At 40.1% G+C, this 21,216-nt stretch carries 19 protein-coding genes and 1 pseudogene; 6 read left to right on the forward strand and 14 right to left on the reverse strand.

Annotated features, from left to right (window positions below; genetic code table 11):
- Positions 1-3: 3 nt before the first annotated feature.
- Complete coding sequence (gene kdsA / locus CDOM16188_RS05150; RefSeq protein ID WP_172199841.1) at positions 4-804, reverse strand: 3-deoxy-8-phosphooctulonate synthase; 801 nt, start codon at positions 802-804, stop codon at positions 4-6.
- A complete protein-coding gene (locus CDOM16188_RS05155) occupies positions 804-1,694 on the reverse strand; it encodes a DMT family transporter (protein ID WP_172199843.1) in 891 nt (296 codons plus the stop codon). The genes kdsA and CDOM16188_RS05155 overlap by 1 nt, the downstream gene beginning before the upstream one ends.
- A gap of 107 nt (positions 1,695-1,801) precedes the next feature.
- Between CDOM16188_RS05155 and der the strand changes: the two genes are divergently transcribed.
- The 6 genes and pseudogenes from der to CDOM16188_RS11285 all read left to right on the forward strand — a co-directional run bounded on the left by der (position 1,802) and on the right by CDOM16188_RS11285 (position 8,839).
- The gene (gene der / locus CDOM16188_RS05160; RefSeq protein ID WP_172199845.1) at positions 1,802-3,190 is read left to right on the forward strand and encodes a ribosome biogenesis GTPase Der; all 1,389 of its coding nucleotides are present in this window, start codon (positions 1,802-1,804) and stop codon (positions 3,188-3,190) included.
- Entirely contained in the window at positions 3,180-3,704 is a 525-nt protein-coding gene (locus tag CDOM16188_RS05165) for a shikimate kinase (protein WP_172199848.1), read from the forward strand. Before der ends, CDOM16188_RS05165 begins: the two co-directional genes overlap by 11 nt.
- Positions 3,705-3,708: 4 nt before the next feature.
- Positions 3,709-4,674 (forward strand): tryptophan--tRNA ligase, encoded by a 966-nt coding sequence (gene trpS / locus CDOM16188_RS05170; protein ID WP_172199850.1) that lies wholly within the window; start codon positions 3,709-3,711, stop codon positions 4,672-4,674.
- Between the two features lie 8 nt (positions 4,675-4,682).
- Positions 4,683-5,927, forward strand: a complete 1,245-nt coding sequence (serS, locus tag CDOM16188_RS05175; RefSeq protein ID WP_172199852.1) for a serine--tRNA ligase — start codon at positions 4,683-4,685, stop codon at positions 5,925-5,927.
- Positions 5,927-8,290 carry a tetratricopeptide repeat protein gene (locus CDOM16188_RS05180; protein ID WP_172199854.1) on the forward strand — a complete coding sequence of 788 codons (2,364 nt, stop codon included), beginning with the start codon at positions 5,927-5,929 and terminating at the stop codon, positions 8,288-8,290. Before serS ends, CDOM16188_RS05180 begins: the two co-directional genes overlap by 1 nt.
- A gap of 55 nt (positions 8,291-8,345) precedes the next feature.
- Positions 8,346-8,839, forward strand: a pseudogene (locus CDOM16188_RS11285) (DUF1963 domain-containing protein).
- Between the two features lie 182 nt (positions 8,840-9,021).
- On the opposite strand, the gene CDOM16188_RS05195 reads toward CDOM16188_RS11285, so the two are convergent.
- From CDOM16188_RS05195 to pglE, 12 genes are all read right to left on the reverse strand, one after another.
- The gene (locus tag CDOM16188_RS05195; RefSeq protein ID WP_172199859.1) at positions 9,022-9,741 is read right to left on the reverse strand and encodes a vWA domain-containing protein; all 720 of its coding nucleotides are present in this window, start codon (positions 9,739-9,741) and stop codon (positions 9,022-9,024) included.
- A 100-nt stretch (positions 9,742-9,841) separates the two neighbouring features.
- Positions 9,842-11,365: a 2-isopropylmalate synthase gene (locus CDOM16188_RS05200; RefSeq protein ID WP_172199861.1), complete on the reverse strand. Its 1,524-nt coding sequence runs from the start codon at positions 11,363-11,365 to the stop codon at positions 9,842-9,844.
- A 139-nt stretch (positions 11,366-11,504) separates the two neighbouring features.
- Positions 11,505-12,239: a CDP-diacylglycerol--serine O-phosphatidyltransferase gene (gene pssA / locus CDOM16188_RS05205; protein ID WP_253908137.1), complete on the reverse strand. Its 735-nt coding sequence runs from the start codon at positions 12,237-12,239 to the stop codon at positions 11,505-11,507.
- Positions 12,239-12,868: a phosphatidylserine decarboxylase gene (locus CDOM16188_RS05210; RefSeq protein WP_172199863.1), complete on the reverse strand. Its 630-nt coding sequence runs from the start codon at positions 12,866-12,868 to the stop codon at positions 12,239-12,241. Before CDOM16188_RS05210 ends, pssA begins: the two co-directional genes overlap by 1 nt.
- A gap of 3 nt (positions 12,869-12,871) precedes the next feature.
- Positions 12,872-14,836: an ATP-dependent zinc metalloprotease FtsH gene (gene ftsH / locus CDOM16188_RS05215; protein ID WP_172199865.1), complete on the reverse strand. Its 1,965-nt coding sequence runs from the start codon at positions 14,834-14,836 to the stop codon at positions 12,872-12,874.
- A gap of 15 nt (positions 14,837-14,851) precedes the next feature.
- A complete protein-coding gene (locus tag CDOM16188_RS05220) occupies positions 14,852-15,688 on the reverse strand; it encodes a 50S ribosomal protein L11 methyltransferase (protein ID WP_172199868.1) in 837 nt (278 codons plus the stop codon).
- Positions 15,688-16,053: a chemotaxis response regulator CheY gene (locus CDOM16188_RS05225; RefSeq protein WP_169940107.1), complete on the reverse strand. Its 366-nt coding sequence runs from the start codon at positions 16,051-16,053 to the stop codon at positions 15,688-15,690. The genes CDOM16188_RS05220 and CDOM16188_RS05225 overlap by 1 nt, the downstream gene beginning before the upstream one ends.
- A 64-nt stretch (positions 16,054-16,117) precedes the next feature.
- On the reverse strand, positions 16,118-16,828 hold the full coding sequence (hisA, locus tag CDOM16188_RS05230; RefSeq protein ID WP_172200105.1) for a 1-(5-phosphoribosyl)-5-[(5-phosphoribosylamino)methylideneamino]imidazole-4-carboxamide isomerase: 711 nt from the start codon (positions 16,826-16,828) through the stop codon (positions 16,118-16,120).
- Entirely contained in the window at positions 16,828-17,448 is a 621-nt protein-coding gene (gene hisH / locus CDOM16188_RS05235) for an imidazole glycerol phosphate synthase subunit HisH (protein WP_172199870.1), read from the reverse strand. The genes hisA and hisH overlap by 1 nt, the downstream gene beginning before the upstream one ends.
- Entirely contained in the window at positions 17,445-18,344 is a 900-nt protein-coding gene (locus CDOM16188_RS05240; RefSeq protein ID WP_172199873.1) for a PDC sensor domain-containing protein, read from the reverse strand. Before CDOM16188_RS05240 ends, hisH begins: the two co-directional genes overlap by 4 nt.
- A 2-nt stretch (positions 18,345-18,346) precedes the next feature.
- The gene (locus tag CDOM16188_RS05245) at positions 18,347-20,122 is read right to left on the reverse strand and encodes a nucleoside-diphosphate sugar epimerase/dehydratase (protein ID WP_172199876.1); all 1,776 of its coding nucleotides are present in this window, start codon (positions 20,120-20,122) and stop codon (positions 18,347-18,349) included.
- On the reverse strand, positions 20,122-21,210 hold the full coding sequence (gene pglE / locus CDOM16188_RS05250; RefSeq protein ID WP_172199879.1) for a UDP-N-acetylbacillosamine transaminase: 1,089 nt from the start codon (positions 21,208-21,210) through the stop codon (positions 20,122-20,124). Before pglE ends, CDOM16188_RS05245 begins: the two co-directional genes overlap by 1 nt.
- Positions 21,211-21,216 lie beyond the last annotated feature (6 nt).

Here is a 21,216-nt window from a genome sequence, read left to right on the forward strand (position 1 = left end):
TACTCAAATTTGCAGCAAGTCTTGAATTTTTAGCGTCTGCTCTACAACTCTATCTAGCTCGTCTAAATTTAACATATTTGGTCCATCACACATCGCTTCACACGGATTTATATGCGTCTCGTAAAAAAACCCGTCCACACCCACACTTGCCGCCGCTCTTGCAAGATACGGCACAAATCTTGCATCTCCGCCACTCTTTTCACCAAGAGCCGAAGGCATCTGAACGCTATGCGTAGCGTCAAATATCACGGGTGCAAATTCTCTCATCAAAACCAAATTTCTCATATCAACGACCAAATTCCCATATCCAAAAGTGCTTCCGCGCTCAGTTAACCAAATTCCGTTTTGTTTAGCTATTTCATATCCGTCGCCATCTACACCGCGAGTTTCAAGCACTTTTTTAACCGAATGCTTCATCGCACTTGCTGCTAAAAACTGCCCTTTTTTGATATTTACGACCGAATTTGTCTTAGCCGCAGCCACAAGCAGATCGGTTTGACGACATAAAAACGCAGGAATTTGAAGCACATCGGCAACCTCAGCTACAGGCTTAGCTTGATAGCTCTCGTGAATGTCCGTTAAAATTTTAAAGCCGAATTCTTTTTTCACGCGAGCTAAAATTTCACAACCCTTTTCAAGCCCGGGACCGCGAAAGCTATTTATACTCGTGCGATTTGCCTTATCAAAACTTGATTTAAAATAAAACTCTATCCTATTATCTTCATTAAATTTCACAAGCCTTTTTGCCACATCAAAAACAAGCTCTTCGCTCTCGATGACGCAAGGCCCTGCGATTAGTATCATTATTTCTCCTTTACCACTATAATTCCGCTAAGAATTACTAGAATTATACCCAAAAATGCAACAGTGTTTGGCAGTCCATCTCCCATAAAATACCCGATGATAATAGTAAAGATGACGTCGGCATAGCTTACAGCCGCAACCGTGCCCGCCTTTTTACTAGCCGCATAAGCTTTAGTAAGATACATCTGAAAGTAAAGCCCTGCAACACCCATTAAAAGGATCAAAAAGATATTTTTAGTATCAGGCAGGACAAATTTGGAAAACAAAAATTCAAAGCCGTCTATCTGGATAAATTCCGCCAAAGCCATAAAAACGATCGGAAGAACCGTGCCAAACCCCATAAAAGAAAAGACTATAACGCGAGTATCATAGCTCTTTTTAAGCTCTCTAACGCTCGTATACGCCATCGCAGCCCCTACTCCGCTCCAAATTCCAAGCCAATCGGTCTTTGAGATACCAAGCTCAGGCTGTATGATAAGCAAAATCCCGCCAAATCCGATAAATATCGCCATCCATCCACGCGAGCTTAGCTTCTCGCCCATAAGCATCGCCGCAAGAAGTGCCGTAAATATCGGGCTGGTTTTAGAAAATGTAAATGCCGCGCCTAAATTTATATGAGCGATGTTATAAAAAAACGCAAAGAGCGCAAGCGTGCCGATAACTCCTCTAAATATGAGCAGATACGGATGTCCGCCCTTTTGATGCGCAGGCTTTTTATAAAGCGAATAAACGATCATCACAAGGCCGATCAAATTTCTAAAAAAGACAACTTCGATAGACGGCATATCGGCACTTATTACTTTTGCAAGAGCTCCTGTTATCGCAAAAAGCATACAAGCGATAATCATATAATAAGTGCCCAAATGCCTCATTAAAAATTTATGCAACAACTCCATAACCTTTTTAAAATTTGAGCGTATTGTAGTGCAAAACGGCTTAAATTTATAAACATCGCAGGCAAAAATTTGTATAATAGCGAAATTTAAAGGAATATAAAGTGCAAAAAATCATACTTGTCGGAAAGCCAAACGTAGGTAAAAGTTCGCTTTTTAATCGCTTGGCAAAAAGGCGCATAGCTATCACTTCGGACGTAAGCGGAACCACTCGCGACACGAACAAGGCCGAGATCACGATAGATGATAAAAGGTGTATTTTGGTAGATAGCGGCGGACTTGATGACAGTAGCGAGCTTTTTAGAAACGTTAAGGAAAAAACCCTCAAAGAGGCGCAGAATTCAGACGCGATTATCTACATGGTGGACGGCAAAAATTTCCCTGATGATGAAGATAAGGCTATGTTTTATGCACTTTTAAAGCTAAATTTGCCGACCGCGCTTGTCGTAAATAAAGTAGATAGCAAAAAAGACGAGCAGAGAGCTTGGGAATTTGATAGCTTCGGCGCAAAAGATATCTTTAGCATATCCGTCACTCACAATGCGGGAGTGGATGAGCTTAGCGACTGGATTTATAAACACCTTAAAGACGAGATCAGACCCGACTTGGATGATGATTTTGACGAATTTTTAGAAAATTTTGATGAAGAGGGCGAATTTAGCGATACTATCCAAGAGCAAAATTTCGAATCAAAAAATATAAAAGTAGGAATTATAGGCCGCGTAAATGTAGGCAAAAGCTCGCTTTTAAACGCTTTGGTTAAGGATGCAAGAGCCGTAGTTAGCGATGTGGCAGGCACTACTATAGATCCCGTAAATGAAACATTTGTTTATGAAGATAGAGTGATAGAATTTGTCGATACCGCAGGCATCAGAAAGCGCGGCAAGATAGAAGGCATCGAAAGATACGCGCTAAATAGAACAGAAAGCGTGCTTGAAAACACCGATATCACCCTACTCGTGCTTGACTCTAGCGAGCCCCTAACCGAGCTTGATGAGCGTATCGCAGGGCTTGCGAGCAAATTTAACCTCGGCGTGATAATCGTGCTAAACAAATGGGACAAAAGCGAAGTAGAGTTTGACGAGATGAAAAAAATCATCAAAGATAAGTTTAAATTTCTAACATACGCGCCGATAATCAGCGTTAGCGCGCTTGGCGGCAAGAGAGTGCATAAAATTTACTCGCTCATCTTTGAAGTTTATAAAAATTTCACTCAAAAAATTCAGACTTCAAAACTAAACGAACTCATTGAAGAAGCTACCAAAATCCACCCGATACCGCGTGAAAAAGGCAAGAGCGTTAGGATTTATTATGCCGTGCAATTTGGCTTTGCGCCGCCTAAGATAGCTCTTATAATGAATCGTCCGCGCGCGCTTCACTTTAGTTATAAACGCTATCTTACAAACAAACTGCGCGAAAGATTTGATCTAAATGGCGTTCCTGTCGTGCTCATACCAAAAAACAGAAGCAGCGAGGAAAAAGATGAGCAGTAACTTAGTCTTAATCGGCTTCATGGGTGTTGGAAAAGGAACGGTCACAAGGGAACTTTGCAAAAAATTAAAGCGACTCATGCTTGATACGGACGATCTTATCGAAAGTAGCGAGAATTTAAAAATTCGCGAAATTTTTGAGACAAAGGGCGAAGAGTATTTTAGAAAGCAAGAGCGATTAGTCGCTAAAAATTTAGCCGCTAACGTGCAAAACTGCGTGATAGCAGGCGGTGGAGGCTTCGTAAACGTTAAAAATTTAAACAAAATCGGCACTGTTATATATCTTAAATCAAGCTTTGAGGGCATAATAAAACGCATAGAAAATAGCCAAAACGCCCAGAAGAAATTTGCCAAACGTCCGCTTTTAAAAGATAGAGACAAAGCAAAAGAGCTGTTTAAAACAAGAAAGAAAATTTACGAGAAAAAAGCCGATATCACCATCGATGTCGAAGGTAAAACCCCTGAAAAAATAGCAAAAGAGATTATTAAAAAATTTAAAGACAGGCAAAAAGGATAGAAATTTGAGAGTATTAACGGGACTTCAGCCCTCGGGCAAGCTGCATCTTGGCAACTATTTCGCCTCGATAAAGCAAATGGTTGATGCGCAAGATAGTAGCGATATGTTTATGTTTATCGCAAACTACCACGCCATGACTTCGGTTAGCGAGGCGAGCAGACTTAAGCAAAATACCTTTGAAGCGGCATGTGCGTTTCTTGCGCTTGGTATTGATCCCAACAAAAGCGTATTTTGGGTGCAAAGTGACGTAAAAGAGGTGCTTGAGCTATACTGGGTGCTAAGCCAATACACTCCGATGGGACTACTTGAACGCGCTCACAGCTACAAAGACAAAACAGCAAAAGGCATAAGCGCAAATCACGGGCTTTTTAGCTATCCCGTGCTTATGGCTGCCGATATCTTGCTATTTAGCGCAAACGTCGTTCCTGTCGGCAAAGATCAAATTCAGCACGTTGAGATAGCTCGCGACATAGCTATTAAATTTAACAACGAACATGGAGAAATTTTTACTCTACCCGAGAGTAAAGTTGATGAAAACGTCGCAACCGTGCCCGGAACGGACGGAGCTAAGATGAGTAAGAGCTACGGAAATACAATAGACATCTTTAGCGATGCAAAAGCGCTTAAAAAGCAAATCGGCTCTATAACAACCTCATCTGAACCGCTTGAAGCCCCTAAGCAGTGGCAAACCTGCAATGTATATAATATAGCAAAGCTGTTTTTAAACCAAAGCGGACAAAAAGCGCTGCAAGAGCGTTACGAGCGCGGCGGTGAAGGGCATGGACACTTTAAAATGTATCTAAACGAACTGGTGTGGGAGTATTTTGCTTCAGCAAGGCAAAAATACGAATACTACTTAAGTCATGAAAACGAGGTGAATGAGATATTGTTGGCGGGCGCAAAAAAGGCTCGCGAAGTAGCGCTTCCGCTCATTGAAAGAGTGCGTGAAGCAACGGGAATTTATAGATAGGTATTAGAATGATAAATTTAAAACTACTTGAAACAAACTACGATGAATTCGTATCAAAACTACGAGGGAAAAAGATAAAAGAAGAGGTTCTAAGCGAACTTTTAGCGACTTTTAACGAACTTAAAGCAAAACGCCAAAATTTAGAAAGCCTTCAAGCTATCCAAAACGCTAAAAGCAAGGAGCTTGGCATCAAAGCAAGAAACGGCGAGGACGTAAGCACGCTTAAAGAGGAGCTAAATTCAAATAAAGTCGCGATGAATGAAGCCGAAAAAGTGGTTCGCGAGCTTGACGAAAAGCTTGACGGCATAGCTTCGGGTGTGCCAAATATCACCGATGATGACGTGCCTTTTGGAAAAGACGAGGATGATAATGTCGAGCTTAAAAAAGTGCTTGAGCCGCGCAAATTTGACTTTGAGCCAAAGGAGCACTACGAGCTTGGCGAGAAGCTTGGTTGGCTTGATTTCGAGCGTGGGGCAAAGCTTGCGGGAAGCCGCTTTACGGTGCTAAAGGGAGACGGTGCAAAGCTTAGCAGAGCGCTTGTTAATTATATGATTGATTTTAATATGTCTCGCGGATTTGAGCTGGTAAATGTGCCGTTTTTAGTAAATTCTCGCACGCTTTACGGCACGGGACAGCTGCCAAAATTTGAAGAAGATCTTTATAAAATTCGCGACGAAGATCTATATCTAATCCCAACTAGCGAAGTTCCTGTTACAAATTTATATAACGACGAAATCATCGATGCCGGCAATCTACCTATAAAGATGACTTGCTACTCGGCTTGCTTTCGCCAAGAAGCGGGCTCTGCGGGCAAAGATACTCGCGGCATGATACGCCAGCACCAGTTTGAAAAGGTAGAGCTTGTAAGCATAACCGCGCCTGAACAAAGCGAAAAAGTATTTGAGGATATGGTGGCGTGTGCTAGCGACCTGCTTACTTCGCTTGGCTTACCGCACCGACATCTGCTTCTTTGTAGCGGAGATCTTGGCTTTAGCGCAGCAAAAACCATCGACCTTGAAGTTTGGTTGCCGGGGCAAAATAGATACCGAGAGATAAGCTCGGTTTCAAACACTCGCGATTTCCAAGCAAGAAGAGCTAAAATTCGCTTTAAAGACGGTAAGAAAAACACACTCGTTCACACGCTTAACGGCTCAAGCCTAGCCGTAGGCAGAACACTCATAGCCATCATGGAAAACTACCAAAAAAGCGACGGCACGATCGAAATTCCGGAAGTTCTTAAAAGGTATATGTAGTGGCTGACGATAATGTCGTAATACTAGAAGAGGCCGATCCTAAAAGCCCAAGCGATGAGCAAAAAGGCGCAAGCCAAGAAGAAAACCTCATATCGCTTGATGAACTGCAAGATAGTAGCGAGGAAACACCAAGCGAAGATATCTCACCAAAAAAGAGCAGGAAAAAGCTATTTTTATTTGGTGCAATCGGCATTTTGCTTGTAATCGCTCTAGTAACGACACTATTTTTTATAACCAGAGATAAAAAGCCCGAATTTGATCCAAGCCAACTTGCAAGAGATATCGAAGATCGTTTTGAAGTGGAGAAATTCGGGGCTTCAAAGATTGACGATATGATACAAAAAGCAAATATACTATACGAAAAAGGCAATAAATTTGAGGCTCTTAAAATTTATGAAAACGTAGCCATCTATAACGAATCGCTATCTAATTACAACTTAGGCGTTTCGCAGATGAAGCAGGAGAAATTCACAGAAGCCATAGAGTCCTTTAAAAAAGCGATAAATAACAAAGAAAATATCGCGGTAAGTGCTATAAATGCCGCCGTAAGTTCGCTTGAGCTAAATAACACAAAAAGCTTTGAATACTATATAGATCTGGCAAATTCGTTCTTGCAAGAAGAGGCTGGCTCACCTCTTTATAATTACTATTACGCCCTTATACGCTACTACAAAGGAGAGTATATCGAGGCCTTACGCGCTCTTTCTTATCCTACCGAGCGTCACTATAAAAACAAATACGACTACTTAAGCGCTAAAATTCTAACACATCTTGGAGAAGATGAAGAGGCGATACAAAAGCTGGAAAATCAAAAAGAATTTGACGCAAATTTGGCTCTTGGCATGCTCTACGCCAGAAACGCTCAGTACGATAAGGCTAGAAGCAAGCTAAATTTGGCCCTTAAAAATAGCGACGAAATAAATAAAATAGACACGATACTCGCTCTTATCGACATCAAAACGGGCAATTATGCCTTAGGAGCGGACGGCTTAAAGACGGTTTTTGCCAAAGACAAGCTATTTATCGAAAATACATTCCCTATAAAAGCGATCTTAAAATCCGAACTTTTTGACGTAAATTTGGCTCAAACGCACTTTAGAAACGATATATTTTTTGACAAGACAAGACGGTATGAAGTGCTGTTTTATTTCGCACCTTATAAGGTTTTTGACGCGAGCCAAACGATAAACTACATAAGAAAGGGCGGAGTTAGCCTATTTCTTGATGATGCAAGCTCGGCAAGTAGCTATCTAAGCGCCAGCGGGACGATATCAAAAGTAAATTTAGAGCTTTCAAAGGCTATCGCAAGCGCATTAAACTACAAGCTAAAAGATGCCAATGCGCACTTTGCAACGCTAATATCGCTATACCCAGAGCATTCGGTCTTGCATTACAATCTCGCCTTAAGCTATGCTCAGCTTGGCAACTTCTCGCTTGCGGCAAAGCACTTCATCACAAGCTATCATCTTGATCCTACAAATCACCTTGCAGGAGTCTTTGGCGCGATAGCAAACGATATAAATAACGAAAATAACGCAAAGCTGCTCCAAGAGATAAGCGAAAATTTAGAGCACGACAGCAAGATAAAAGAGGTAAATTTATATAAAGCCCTAACCGAACTTGTCACCGGAAATCAAAATGCGCTCATAAGATGGCTTGAGGAAGATAAGGAGCAAAACGCTTTAAATTTGGCCTTTGATGCAATAATCGCTAAAATTTCAAATAGAAATAACGAATTTGTAGCAAAAAGCGAGGTTTTAAAATCAAAATTACCTGATGACGTCATCGCAAATATCTTAAATTTCATCGCCAAATTCGATGATAAAAATATCAAAGAGTACGTCAAGCAGATACAAATTCATTTCCACACCAAAAATCTAAATGAAGCAGCGTTTTATCACGGTGCAAACATCATCAAAGAGCAATACATAAAGCTACTGCAAATTTCAGGGCTTTTAAATTACGAAAGAGAAAAGCTTAAAAATTTAATCCTAAACGGCAACAAAGATGATACAAATTTGCTTCAAACTCTTGCTTATATCGATATTTTTACAAATGATTTCAAGGAAAGCTACGGCATATACAACCGCTTGATAGACGAATTTAAGATAAATGACGCAGGCACGCTCTTTATGGCTGCGGTCGCAGCGATTGGCTCAAATAATCCGCAAAACGCAATAGCTCTTTTAGAACTTTCAAAGCTAACCGATCCAAACTCATCAGATAGTCGCCTTGCACTTGCTTATCTTTACCAAGAAGTAGGCAATATCGAAGCTGCGGCCATCCAATACAACCTTATAAAAAGCGATAAATTCCGGAGCAAATTTTTTGATTTCAGGATTGATTACGATAGATTAAGATAAAGAGTGCATACCTCCACATTCCGGCATCTTGTATCTGTTTTACGACTGTATTTATATGCCGTGGGGTTATGACCCAAAAGATAAATATGGCAAAAAAGTATTTTATTTTGACGGAAATTTAAATGAGCTAGAAAGAAAACAAGCCCCTGAAAACACAGAAATTTTTCCCGCTTCAAAGCTTAATTTTTCCAGTCAAATCGAACTTCCCGATTATGAAAGCGACCTTATAGATAGCGAAAAATTTTACAATGAAGAAATAGATGAAATTTATGATATGTTCTATGAATCTTACAAAGAAACAGCAATAAAATTCTAGGACACTCAAACAATATCCAAGACGGCATGGAGCTAGAATGCGAACTTGTAACAAACGGGCTATATTGCGGAGACGAAAGAGCGTATGAAAGCCCTAAAAGATTTGAATTTGAGAAAAACATCCCTGATTGGAAGTTGCTTTTGCAAATTGACAGCAACGAAGAAACCGATATGATGTGGTGCGATTACGGCAAAAATTTATCTGTGGATTACAAAGCAAAATTTAAAAGATAAGAAATTTGAAAACAGCTGGCTGATTTTACAGCGTGGCTGATAAATTTGACTAATATTAAAGCTCGGTAAGTTTGCACGTACCGACCGAATTAAAATAAAATCCTAAATTTCAAGCCCGCTATAGCTTAAATGACAAATTCAAACAACCCGTCTTGCTACCCAAACAAGACGGGCCGATAAATTTATCTTTGTTTATCTTCTAAAACTTTTTCCTTCCATTTTGAGCTCTCTTTTTTATTATCCATTATATCTTTTGAAAATTCAGCCGCCGCTTCAAAATTCTTCCTTACTCCGTCGCTTGAATTTTGATATTTTACAGCATTTGAGCCCTTGATGCCGATACTCTCCGCCTCGCTAACCGCATCGATGTTTGCACCTAAAAATATAAATTCCCAGTCATATTTGCTCTGTTTTGCCGTTATCATCTGCTTTATTTGAGATTTTGAAAATTCCTTGCTTGAGTTCTCCTGTCCGTCGGTGATGATCACAAAAAGCACTCTATTGTCCCTTGCGTATATGTCGCTCACGCGCTCGATCTTATTTATCGCACTTCCTACCGCATCAAGCAAGGCTGTGTTGCCGCTTGCGAAATACTCTTTATTGGTTAGCTTTTCTATCTTTTTTATATCGACTCTATCGTGGATAACGTTAAAATTCGTATCAAATAAAATAGTCGTAACATGAGTTTTTAACCCAAGCTCTCTTTGCTTATCTATCATCGAGTTAAAACCGCCTATAGTATCGCTCTCAAGCCCGCTCATGGAGCCTGATTTATCAAGGACAAGTACCATCTCAAGATGATTTGCGCAAGGAGCTTTGCAGTCTGTATCAAGAGGTTTTTCTTGAGCGAAACTTAAAATAACGGACAAAAATATAGCTAACAAAAATGCAAATTTTTTCATCGGTTTTCCTTATGTGAATTTGTATGGATTATAGCAGATTAGTTAAAATCATCGGTAGCAAATTAAATTCGGGTTAAGATAGCCTTAACCCGAAAAAGTATTATCTGTTTAAATTTTTAATTCTTACGTAGCTGTTTAGTGCACCCACATAAGCCTTTGCGCTTGCCATCATGGTGTCTATATCAAGTCCGTGTCCTATAACTGCATTTTGCTCGTCAAATTCGACCTTAACCACTACGCTTGCAAGTGCGTCTTTGCCTTGACTTACGGCATTTACCTTATAATCTTTCAAAAGTCCGTTTATGCCGCTTATACGGTCAATCACTTTAAATATCGCATCTACGGTTCCGTTGCCAAGTGCGGCGTCACTTATTAGCTCATTGTCAAATTTTATCGTTACGGACGCGCTTGCAAGACCTTTGTTGCAGTTGCTTTGACCAAGCGTAACGATCTCGTAAATTTCAGGTATCTTGATAAATTCGCTAGTAACAAGAGCTCTGATATCATCATCAAACACCTCTTTTTTCTTATCGGCCAACTCTTTAAATTTATCAAACGCTTCGTTTAACGCATCGTTATTAAGCTCAAATCCTAAACTAGCAAGCTTATCTTTAAACGCATGACGACCCGAATGCTTGCCAAGCACAAGAGAATTTCGCTCAAGACCGATACTCTCGGCACTTATTATCTCGTAAGTCTCTTTGTGTTTTAGCACGCCGTCTTGATGTATGCCGCTTTCATGAGCAAAGGCATTTTTGCCCACTATCGCCTTGTTTGGTTGTGGCTCTATGCCTGTTATGCTTGCCACCATTCTTGAGCTTGGATAAATTTCTTTACAGATTATATCGGTATAAAGCGGTGCAAATATATCATGGCGCGTCTTTATAGCCATTACTATTTCTTCCAAGCTAGCATTTCCTGCACGCTCTCCAAGTCCGTTTAAAGTGCATTCTACCTGCCTTGCGCCAGCCATGATAGCAGCTAATGAGTTTGCAGTAGCAAGCCCCAAGTCGTTATGATTATGCACGGATACGATCGCTCTTCCTTTTACAAACTCAACCATCTGCTTTATCATCTCGCCTATTTCTGTAGGCAACCTATATCCGACGGTATCAGGTAAATTTATAGTTCCCGCGCCCGCTTCTATAACGGCATCACAAATTTCTTTCATAAATACTATATCGGTTCTGCCTGCATCCTCGCAGCTAAACTCAACATCATCACAAAAAGTTTTAGCGTATTTTACGGCATCCACCGCACGCCTTATAACCTCATCGGGCTTCATTTTAAGCTTATATTCCATATGTATCGGGCTTGTTGCTATGAAGGTGTGAATTCTTTTTTTATTTGCAGGAGCTACGGCCTCTCCGGCAGCCTTGATGTCGCGCTCAACAGCCCTTGCAAGAGAGCAAATTCTGATATTTGAAGCTTGTTTTGCTAACTGGGTTATAGCATCAAAATCTCCGGGACTTGCCGCCGCAAACCCTGCCTCCATGACATCTACTCCAAGACGCTCTAGCTGAAGCGCTATACGCAACTTCTCTTCGGTATTCATCGATGCTCCGGGACTTTGCTCACCGTCTCTTAACGTAGTATCAAATATTATTATTTTATTATTATCCATTTTGTATCCTTTTTGGTATTTTTAAGTTTTGTAAATTTTGATGAAGTTTTATTAGTAGTAGCTGCTTAGCGCAGCAGCAGAGAGCTGTTTGAAAGTAGTTTTGATAAAGTTACGATAAATTTAACGGAATAGATATCGCTCATTCGCTCTCCTTTTTAAATTTTGGATTTTTTATGATAAACATATAAACAAACCGAACTATACCATAAAAAACATAAATACTCATTAACGCTGTCGGAGCTTCGATAGGATAGATATAAAGAAGTGAACAAACTATGATAAGCAGAGTTAAAATTTTCAAAGAATTTGTCTTTTTTAGATCTAGTTTTTTAAAGCTAGGGTAGCGGATATTGCTTACCATAAGAATTGCTAATACGGCTTGTAAAATAAGTAAAAACCATTTTGAATTTGCGCTAAATTCATACTCCAAACTAAGTCCGACCCAAAATGCGCTAACTATAGCAGCCGTAGGTATAGGAAGTCCGATAAACACAGAAGGTTCGGAGCTGCCTGTCATTACGTTAAATCTAGCAAGCCTGATAGCGCCAAACACTACAAAAAGTGCCGCTATAAGAGAGCCTAACCGACCGAAATTTTGACCCACCGAAAAATAAAAAAGCATAGCGGGAGCCACGCCAAAAGCAACTATATCAGCAAGACTGTCAAATTCTACTCCGAATTTTGAAGTAGTCTTGGTAAGTCTAGCCACACGCCCATCAAGTCCGTCAAGTATAAGAGAAAGAACGATATAAGATATCGCCTTAAAATACTGTCCGTTAACAGAAGCAATTATGCTAATAACACCCAAAAATGCGCTAGCCGCCGTAAATAAATTCGGAAATATATACATAAGCTTAAGTTTATCGCCGCCCATCATCTCTTACCCTCATAGTTAAAAAATCCTATTAGGCTTGAAGCCTTCAAGCGCTCTCCCACAACTACGCTTATACGCGTATTTGCAGGCAGTATAAGCGCTACTTTTCCGTCACTCATAAAGCCAAATTTTTCACCCGCTTTGATACTATCAAATTTTTCAGCGTATAAATTCCTGCTCATAGCGCCGCTAATAAGCCTTAAAGCTATTTTATTTTTACCTTTTACGGCTATATAAAGAGCTCTTTCGTTTAAGAAATTGGCAGCTTTTATAAAGCTACACAAAAAAAGTCCGTGCCTTTGCTTAAATTCCATCAAATTCATATCGCAAGGAGCTTTTATGGCTCCTGCACCAAAGATAGTCTTGCAAATCACTATCTGCGTGCATTCGGTATCAAAATATGAAATTTTCTCTATGCTTATTATCTTGCCGTCTATAGGGCTTAAGATAGCAAATTCATCATTACTGCTTATAGCCCTATTTGGCTCTCTGAATAAAAATAAAATAATTAGCAAAATAACAAAAAACAGCCACTCAAATTCACCAAAAACAATCGCTACGAGAAATAAAATCCCAAAAATTAGCAGATATTTATAGCCCTCTTTAGCGATTATTTTCGTACTTTGCATCATCTATTCTTTAGAATTTGACTTATGATCTTCCTCTTTAGCCTCTTGTAAATTTACAAGACGAGTAGGCAAGCCTTTTTCCTTCTCATACTCTTCTATAATTGATCTAACCCTAGCGCCCTCGATGGTCTCTTCCTCATAAAGCGCTTCAACCATCTTTTCTATCGCACCTTCATAAAGCCTAAGAGTATCAAGAACCTCTTTGTATCTGTTTTCAAGAGTGCTTTTAACGAATTCATCGACCTTTTCAGCCATCTTATCGCTATAGTCTTTTATGCTCTGTCCACCGGTTAAGAAAGTATTTCTTTGTTTTTCAAGCACCATAAGGCCTGCAACTTCACTCATGCCATACATAGAAACCATAGCTTTTAGTATATCGGTTGCTCTTTCTAGGTCATTTCCCGCACCAGTTGAAATTTCTTTTATAAACACCTCTTCAGCAGCCCTGCCTGCTAAAAGCACATCAACACGAGCGATTAACTCATGACGCTGCATCATAAATTTATTCTCTTCAGGAGTATTTAAAGTGTATCCAAGAGCGGCAAGTCCGCGAGGTATGATAGAAACTTTCGTTACTTTATCGGCACCTTTAGTGGTTTCTGAAATCAGTGCATGCCCGCTTTCGTGATACGCAACTATACGCTTTTCCTTTGGATTTATACGTCTTGATTTCTTCTCAAGCCCGGCTATGGCTCTTTCTACGGCTTCAACCAGATCTTTTTGCTCTACGTAATTTTTCTCTTTTCTTCCCGCCAGAAGTGCGGCTTCATTTATGATATTTGCAAGATCGGCTCCCGCAAGACCTGCCGTCATACGAGCAATCTCTTCGATATCGGCTTTTGAATCAAGCTTAATATCCTTCATGTGAACACGTAAAATATCAATTCTACCCTTAAAATCAGGCTTGTCTACAAGCACTTGCCTATCAAATCTTCCCGGTCTTAAAAGTGCAGCATCAAGCACTTCAGGGCGGTTTGTCGCAGCCAAAACTATAACAGGCGAAGCGTCCGAGCTAAAGCCGTCCATCTCGGCTAAAAGTTGATTTAGAGTCTGTTCTCTCTCATCGTTTCCACCTATCATTCCGCTTGCCGCACGGCTTTTGCCTATAGCATCTATCTCGTCTATGAAAACTATTGCAGGCGCTTCTTTTTTAGCATTTTCAAAAAGATCCCTAACGCGACTTGCGCCAACACCCACAAACATCTCTATGAAGCTAGATCCTGATACCGAGAAAAACGGCACATCAGCCTCTCCTGCAACCGCTTTTGCTAAAAGAGTTTTACCAGTACCCGGAGGTCCAACCAAAAGTACGCCTTTTGGAATTTTAGCTCCCAAATTTATATATCTATCGGGATGCTTTAAGAAATCAACAATCTCCTTAACCTCATCTTTGGCCTCCTCAACACCCGCGACATCGGTAAATTTAACCTTTGGTTTTTCGGAATTTACAAGCTTTTTAGAGCTTCCCATTCCAAGTATGCCTCCGCCCATATTTTTTTGCATTCTGCTTGCAAGGAACATCCAAATTCCAAAGAATATAAATATCGGAAGCACCCACGAAAACAGCAGTTCGCTAAACCAATTCGTCTCGCTATATGCGCCGTAAGGAATTTTATTTTCCTCAAGAAGAGGAACCAAGGTAGGATCGCTTACTCTTTTTGCTATATAAACGGCTTTGCCATCGCCCATGTTAGCCACAGCCTTAATAGAAGTTTCAGCAATTCCTACTTGAGATACCTGCTTGTTTTTTATCATTTCTTTTAGATCAGAATACGATACGTTTTTCGTCGTTGCCGCGCCTCCAAGAGAGCTCGTACCCATATCCATACCATCGGTAAAACTTCTAAAAACCAAAATTATAACAATTGCAAAAATGGCAAAAATAAAAATCGGATTTTTATTGAAAAAATTATTTCCGCCATTGTTATTGTTTAAATTTCTATCGTCATTAAATCTTTTATTATTCATTATGTCCCTTAAAAACTATTTTTGAAATACAAAGCTGCTCCACTCGTTTTCGCTCTTACTCTCAACAAGCTTAAGCAACGAGAAAGCATCTAAAATTCGCTCTTTATACCTATCAAGCACACCCGCTAAAATAAGATAAGAGCCATTTTGAAGTAATTTTATCAAATCATTTTTTAATATTAAAATAACGTCGGCTATTATATTTGCAACTACCACGTCATACTTTTCATCCAAATTCGATATAGAACCGGTCCAAATTTTATTTATCTTAACGCCGTTAAGATCGGCATTTTGTTTTGAACTATCTACGGCTTGCTCATCCGTATCGCAAGCATCAACCGAGCACCCAAGCTTTGCCATAACTATGCTTAATATCCCGCTTCCACAACCCACATCTATAGCTTTCATGTCGCTTTTGGCATATTTTTGTAAAAATCCCACGCACGCATTAGTGCTCTCGTGATGTCCAGAACCAAAGGCAAGAGCCGGATCTATTATGATGTTAGTAAAACCGTCTTTTGGCTCTTTCCAGCTTGGATGTATATAAATTTTATCTATTAAAATAGGCTTAATGTTTCTTTTATATTCGTTTATCCAGTCTTTGTTCTCTTTTGTTTGTAAATTTATCTCAAGATCAACGTTGCGTCCTAATTCTTCAAGCTTTTTAGCAAATTCTTTTAAACCGAATTCTATCTCGTCAAGCTCATTTTCATCGCGAATTATAAAGCCGTCTTTAATCTCTTCAATACAAGTTATGCCAAACGAAAAAACAAGATCGCGCAAAAGCTCGCAAGAGCTTTTTGAAACTACGGTAAGTTCGTAAAATTTATCTTTTAAAGCGGAATTTTGCATTAGCCAAGAACGTCTTCAAGCTTCTCTTTTAATACCTGCGGCGTAAAAGGCTTAACGATATAGTTATTTACGCCCGCTTTTAGAGCTGTTATAACCTCCGCTTTACCGCCTTCTGTCGTAACCATAATTATAGGCATATCGACATATTTTTGCTCTGCACGCACTTTTTTTACAAGCTCAAGCCCGTTCATTTCAGGCATATTCCAATCTGTTATAAGTATTGCTATATCGTCATTTTGACCAAGAATTTGCCAAGCTTCAACTCCGTGCTCAGCCTCTAAAATATCAGCGTGTCCGAGCCTTTGAAGGGTATTTTTTATAATTCTTCTCATTGTAGAACTATCATCTACTACCAAAATTTTCACAATAACATCCTTTTTTAAATTTGCCCCATTTTATCAAAATTTTTGTTTAAATAAACTTTAAACGTTATCTTGCAAGCCTGAAAGCCTCTTTTAAATCAATCCTTCCTTCATAATAAGCCTTGCCTATTATCACGCCGTAGATTCCTCCCGCCTCTTTAAGTGCGGTTATATCATTTAAATCCTTAACGCCTCCGCTTGCTATCGTGTCTATGCCGCTAGCAAGGGCTATCTCTTTTGTAAATTTTACATTTACGCCCTCAAGCATTCCGTCTTTGCTGATATCGGTGCAAATTATCGCTTCAGCTCCCGCTCCTGCAAATTCACGCGCAAGATCGGTCGCTTTCATATTTGACACGTCAGCCCAGCCCTCAGTCGCCACATAGCCGTTTAATGCGTCTATGCCTATTGCTACCGGGTAAATTTTAGCCACTTCTTTTACGAAATTTGGATTTTTAAGTGCGATTGAGCCTAAAATCACTCTTGAAATTCCGCTGTTAAGATAACTTTTTATACGCTCTTTTGTGCGGATTCCTCCGCCTAGCTGGATCTTTAAATTCGTAGCACTAACTATCTTTTCAACGGTTTTTAGGTTTATCGCTTCTCCGGCAAAAGCACCGTCTAGATCAACTACATGAAGCCATTTTGCACCCAAATTTTCAAATTCCTTCGCAAGCTCTTCAGGGTTATTGGAGTAAATTTTAGCAGTTGCCATATCCCCCTTGCTAAGCCTTACCGCCTTGCCCTCTTTTAGATCGATAGCAGGAAAAATTTCCATCACAACCTCCCGAAATTTCGTAAAATTTTAAGCCCCGCGTCGCTGCTTTTTTCAGGATGAGGCTGAAATCCGTAAATATTATCCGCGCAAACCGCACTTATAAACTCATATCCATATTCACTTGTTGCAAGAGCGAATTTCGGCTCGCAAACCACGTGATAGCTATGCACGAAGTAAAGATACTCACTTGCTCCTAAATTAGCATTTAAAGCAGTTTGACGAGTGAAATTTAAACCGTTCCAACCGATATGAGGGATCTTAAGAGGAGTTTTAAATTCCGCTTCGTTAAATTTCTTAACTCTTCCGCTTATGAGCTCAAGTCCCTTGCTAACGCCAAATTCATCGCTTTCATCAAATAAAAGCTGCATGCCAAGGCAAATTCCTAAAAACGGCTTGCCGCTTTTGGTAAATTCCTTTATCGCTTCATGCATATTAAGCTCTTTTAGTCTATTCATCGCTAAGGCAAACGCCCCGACTCCGGGTAAAACAGCTTTATCAAATTTAGCCAATTCATCGGCATTTTTTACTAATTTAGCCTCAAAGCCTACGAATTTAAAAGCATTTACAACGCTTTGTAAATTTCCTGCTCCATAGTCGATGATACCGATATTTGAGCTCATTGACCGCTCTTTTGCCTAACAACGGCAAGATAGACGCTCAGCGCTATCATAAGCATAGCAACGCCGCCTATTAAGTAAATAGCGTTGATGATATGATCAGGCGCGGTTATGGCGTATTTAAAGACCAGCATAAGCGCCTCTATGGCAAGCGCGATGATGATAGAACCGATAAATCTAACCATAGTCTTATACATACCCGTATCGTCATTTTGCCCGCCCTTGCCAAGCACCTCTTCTTCAAAGATCGCCTTAACCAGATCAAAAATCGCTAAAGCAAGCGTTAAAACGATGGTTGATTCAAACATCTCCTCGACATTTATCAGCATAAAGCTCTTTGATAAAAAGCTCTCCACTCCGTAATAAAACAAAAACGAAGCCACCATAAAAAGCGCAATCGCAAAAGCGGTATAAACAACTTTTAAAAATTTACCGAAATAGCTCTCAACCGCACCGGGACTTGCCAAATTTAGAATTTTTTCAAGCGAGATATCTATGCAGGCTACAAATTTAAGCTCGTTTTTATCATCATATATCGGTGTTGAAGCCGTTACGCAAAGCTCGTTAGTAAGCGTAGAAGGATACGGATCCGTTAGCACGCAACGCTTTTCGCGAACGGCTCTATAATAATAAGCCTTATTGCTTCTATCTCCGCCCTTGCCCTCTATGTAGCTTGGGTTTAGGCTGATTGAGTTTTCAAGCTGAATGCCGTTTTCATCAAGCACGTAAAACGCGTCAAATTCCTCTATCTCGTGAGCTATCTTATCAAAGCCTTTGTTTATAGCCTCTAAGCTAACGCCGGGCAGTTTGTTTGGCAAATTTCTGCTAAAAAGATAGCACAAATACGCCCTTGCCTTATATCTAATGTCCGAAAACCTCTGAATGTCCTTTATAACCAACTCTATCCTTTCGTATTTAGCGCGTGATTAAACTCGGGAACGATCTCTTTTAGCTTGCCCGCTATATCAGCGCAATTTAAAAGCTCTTTTATATCGTTATTTAGCTTAGTTAAATCATAAATTTGAGATTTAGTTACAAAAATCGACTCAAATTTCGTCCTTGCGTCAGCTTCGTTTATCAGCAGCTCCTCATATAGCTTCTCACCAGGTCTAAGACCTACAAATTCGATACCTAGGTGCTCTTTGTTTGAAAGAAGCAACATCTTTTTAGCAAGATCGACTATCTTAACGGGCTCGCCCATATCAAGCACAAAGAGCTCTCCTCCTTCGGCTATCGAGGCTGCTTGAAGCACAAGCTGGCAGGCTTCCGAAGTAAGCATGAAATATCGCGTTATATCAGGGTGAGTAACCTTTAACGGCTTATTTGCCGCGATTAACTCTTTAAATTTCGGTATGACGCTACCGCTACTTCCAAGCACGTTTCCAAACCGCACGCAAACGATCTCGGTCTTATCGGGCAAATTTGAATTTAGAGCGTATAGCTCGCAAACCCGCTTCGTTGCGCCCATGATGTTTGTCGGGCGAACGGCTTTATCAGATGAGATGATGACCACTTTTTTAACGCCAAATTCAAGCGATAGATCAACTACGAATTTTGTGCCCAAGATATTGTTTTCAACAGCCGATTTTGGATTTTGTTCGCAAAGAGGCACATGCTTATAGGCTGCCGCGTGGATTACGATTTCTGGTTTAAATTCGCTAAAAACCGGCTTAATCTCATCAAAATTTGTAATATTTATCATCTTGCTTACGGTTTTATCGCTGTTTGTCATCTCGCCTATTTGATAGAGGTTATATTCGCTATGATCAAGCATTATAAGCTTTTTAACGCCAAATTTCAGACACTGCTTGCAAATCTCGCTTCCTATACTTCCGCCCGCACCAGTTACAAGCACAACCTTGCCTTCTAAAAATTCCCTTACGGCTTTTTCGTCTAAATCCTTTGGCTTCCTTGCAAGCAGATCTTCAATAGAGATATTTTTAATAGGCTCATTTCCAAAAAGAGAGAAAATTTTAATATCGCGAATTCCGTGCTCCGTAAGCTCGTCAAAGAGCTCTTTTAGCTCTTCTTGAGGCAAAGCAAGGGCGATAATAGCCGTTTTTACGTTGTATTCTTTTATCAAACTTGAAATTTTACTCTTTGGCTGCACCAAAAATCCGTCGCAATAAGTCCCCACAAGCTCACTTCTGCCGTCAACTACGCTGGTAGCGTAAAGATCGGCATATCCTTGCCTAAGTCCTTTTAATACGTGCAACGCCTTTGAAGTAGCGCCTATTACGATACAAGGCTTGCTAGTGTCGTCTTTTTTGGAAAAGTCAAGAAACATCCGCTTTGAAATTCTTAAGCTTCCAACAAGCAAGCAAGATACGATAGCATCGATTAAAATTACGCTTCTTGGGAAAGGATCAAAGACATCATAAAAGCTAAAAAACAGAGCGAAAAACACTAAAATCGTGCAGATATGCACAAGGAAAATTTTCCTAGCTTCATTAAGTCCGAAAAACCTCCAAGGCACTTTGTAAATTTTAAAAACCCACATAAAAAACAGCTTAAGCAAGACAACGGTAACCATCGCGATATATAGGCTTGTTTTAAAAAATTCAGGTATAACGCCGCTAAATCTAAGCAGATACGCCACATAAAAACTTCCCACAAATATCGCGATATCAAAGCTTAAGAAAAATATCAGCCTTTTTAGCTTGGTTGCTTTAAACATTATAAATTTTCCCTTACTATCTTTACCACTCGCTCAAATTCATCTTCGCTCATAGCAGTGCCACTTGGCAGGCAAATTCCTCTTTCAAACATATCTTCGCTAACTGAGTTTATAAAGCCAAGAGCTCCCTTAAACACAGGCTGCATATGCATAGGCTTCCATAGCGGACGGCTCTCTATACCCTCTTTACCAAGAGCTTCTATAACCTTTAAATGCGTGCCCTTTTCTTTAAAAAGAGCGGTCGTTAGCCATCTGTTGCCTCTTGAATTTTCAAGTTCGGGCATGAACTCAAGCTCGCTTAAAGCCTCTTGATAGCGAGCGAAAATTTCTCGCTTTTTAAGCACTCTGCTTTCTAAAACCTCCATTTGAGCCACACCGATAGCGCCCAAAACGTTACTTAATCGGTAGTTATATCCGTAGTCTTCATGCTCGTAATGCAAAAATGGTTCTCTAGCCTGAGTCGAGTAAAACCTAGCCTTTTTAACCAGCTCATCATCTCCTACAAGCATACCGCCGCCTGAAGTTGTTATGATCTTGTTGCCGTTAAAGCTATAAACTCCAAGCTCGCCAAAACTTCCAAGCGCTTTATCCTTATAAAATCCGCCAAGCGCTTCTGCCGCGTCTTCTACTAAAGCAATGTTTTCATTTTTGCAAATTTCACAAATTTCATCCATCTTGGCAGCCTGTCCGTAAAGATGAGTAAGAACTAGGGCTTTTGGCTTTTTAGGCAAATTCAAAATCGCCTTTTTAAGCAGCTCTGGACTTAAATTCCAACTCTCATCGCTATCTATAAAAACGGGTGTCGCGCCCTGATATAAAATCGGCGAAACCGAAGCCATAAATGTAAAGCTTGAAGCAAGCACGAAATCGCCCTGAGCTACGCCAAGCACCCTAAGCGCCAGATGAAGCCCTGCAGTCGCCGAGCTAAGAGCTAGTGCGCTACTTACGCTTGCATACTCCTTGACGCTTGCTTCAAATTTATCCACAAATTCGCCAAGCGGAGCGATGTAATTGCTCTTAAAAACCTCATCTATATACTTTTGCTCGTTTCCGCTCATATGTGGCGGACTTAAAAAAACTCGCTTCATAATTAA

This window comes from Campylobacter sp. RM16188 (genome assembly GCF_012978795.1).
GTDB lineage: Bacteria > Campylobacterota > Campylobacteria > Campylobacterales > Campylobacteraceae > Campylobacter_A > Campylobacter_A canis.

Coding starts and splice junctions, on each gene's coding strand:
- ftsH (WP_172199865.1), bottom strand. CDS start 14,836: ATGAATAATAAAAGATTTAATGACGATAGAAATTTAAACAATAACAAT.
- CDOM16188_RS05165 (WP_172199848.1), top strand. CDS start 3,180: ATGAGCAGTAACTTAGTCTTAATCGGCTTCATGGGTGTTGGAAAAGGA.
- hisA (WP_172200105.1), bottom strand. CDS start 16,828: ATGGAAATTTTTCCTGCTATCGATCTAAAAGAGGGCAAGGCGGTAAGG.
- CDOM16188_RS05220 (WP_172199868.1), bottom strand. CDS start 15,688: ATGCAAAATTCCGCTTTAAAAGATAAATTTTACGAACTTACCGTAGTT.
- CDOM16188_RS05245 (WP_172199876.1), bottom strand. CDS start 20,122: ATGTTTAAAGCAACCAAGCTAAAAAGGCTGATATTTTTCTTAAGCTTT.
- hisH (WP_172199870.1), bottom strand. CDS start 17,448: ATGAGCTCAAATATCGGTATCATCGACTATGGAGCAGGAAATTTACAA.
- kdsA (WP_172199841.1), bottom strand. CDS start 804: ATGATACTAATCGCAGGGCCTTGCGTCATCGAGAGCGAAGAGCTTGTT.
- CDOM16188_RS05195 (WP_172199859.1), bottom strand. CDS start 9,741: ATGAAAAAATTTGCATTTTTGTTAGCTATATTTTTGTCCGTTATTTTA.
- pssA (WP_253908137.1), bottom strand. CDS start 12,239: ATGGGCGGCGATAAACTTAAGCTTATGTATATATTTCCGAATTTATTT.
- pglE (WP_172199879.1), bottom strand. CDS start 21,210: ATGAAGCGAGTTTTTTTAAGTCCGCCACATATGAGCGGAAACGAGCAA.
- CDOM16188_RS05200 (WP_172199861.1), bottom strand. CDS start 11,365: ATGGATAATAATAAAATAATAATATTTGATACTACGTTAAGAGACGGT.
- serS (WP_172199852.1), top strand. CDS start 4,683: ATGATAAATTTAAAACTACTTGAAACAAACTACGATGAATTCGTATCA.
- CDOM16188_RS05210 (WP_172199863.1), bottom strand. CDS start 12,868: ATGCAAAGTACGAAAATAATCGCTAAAGAGGGCTATAAATATCTGCTA.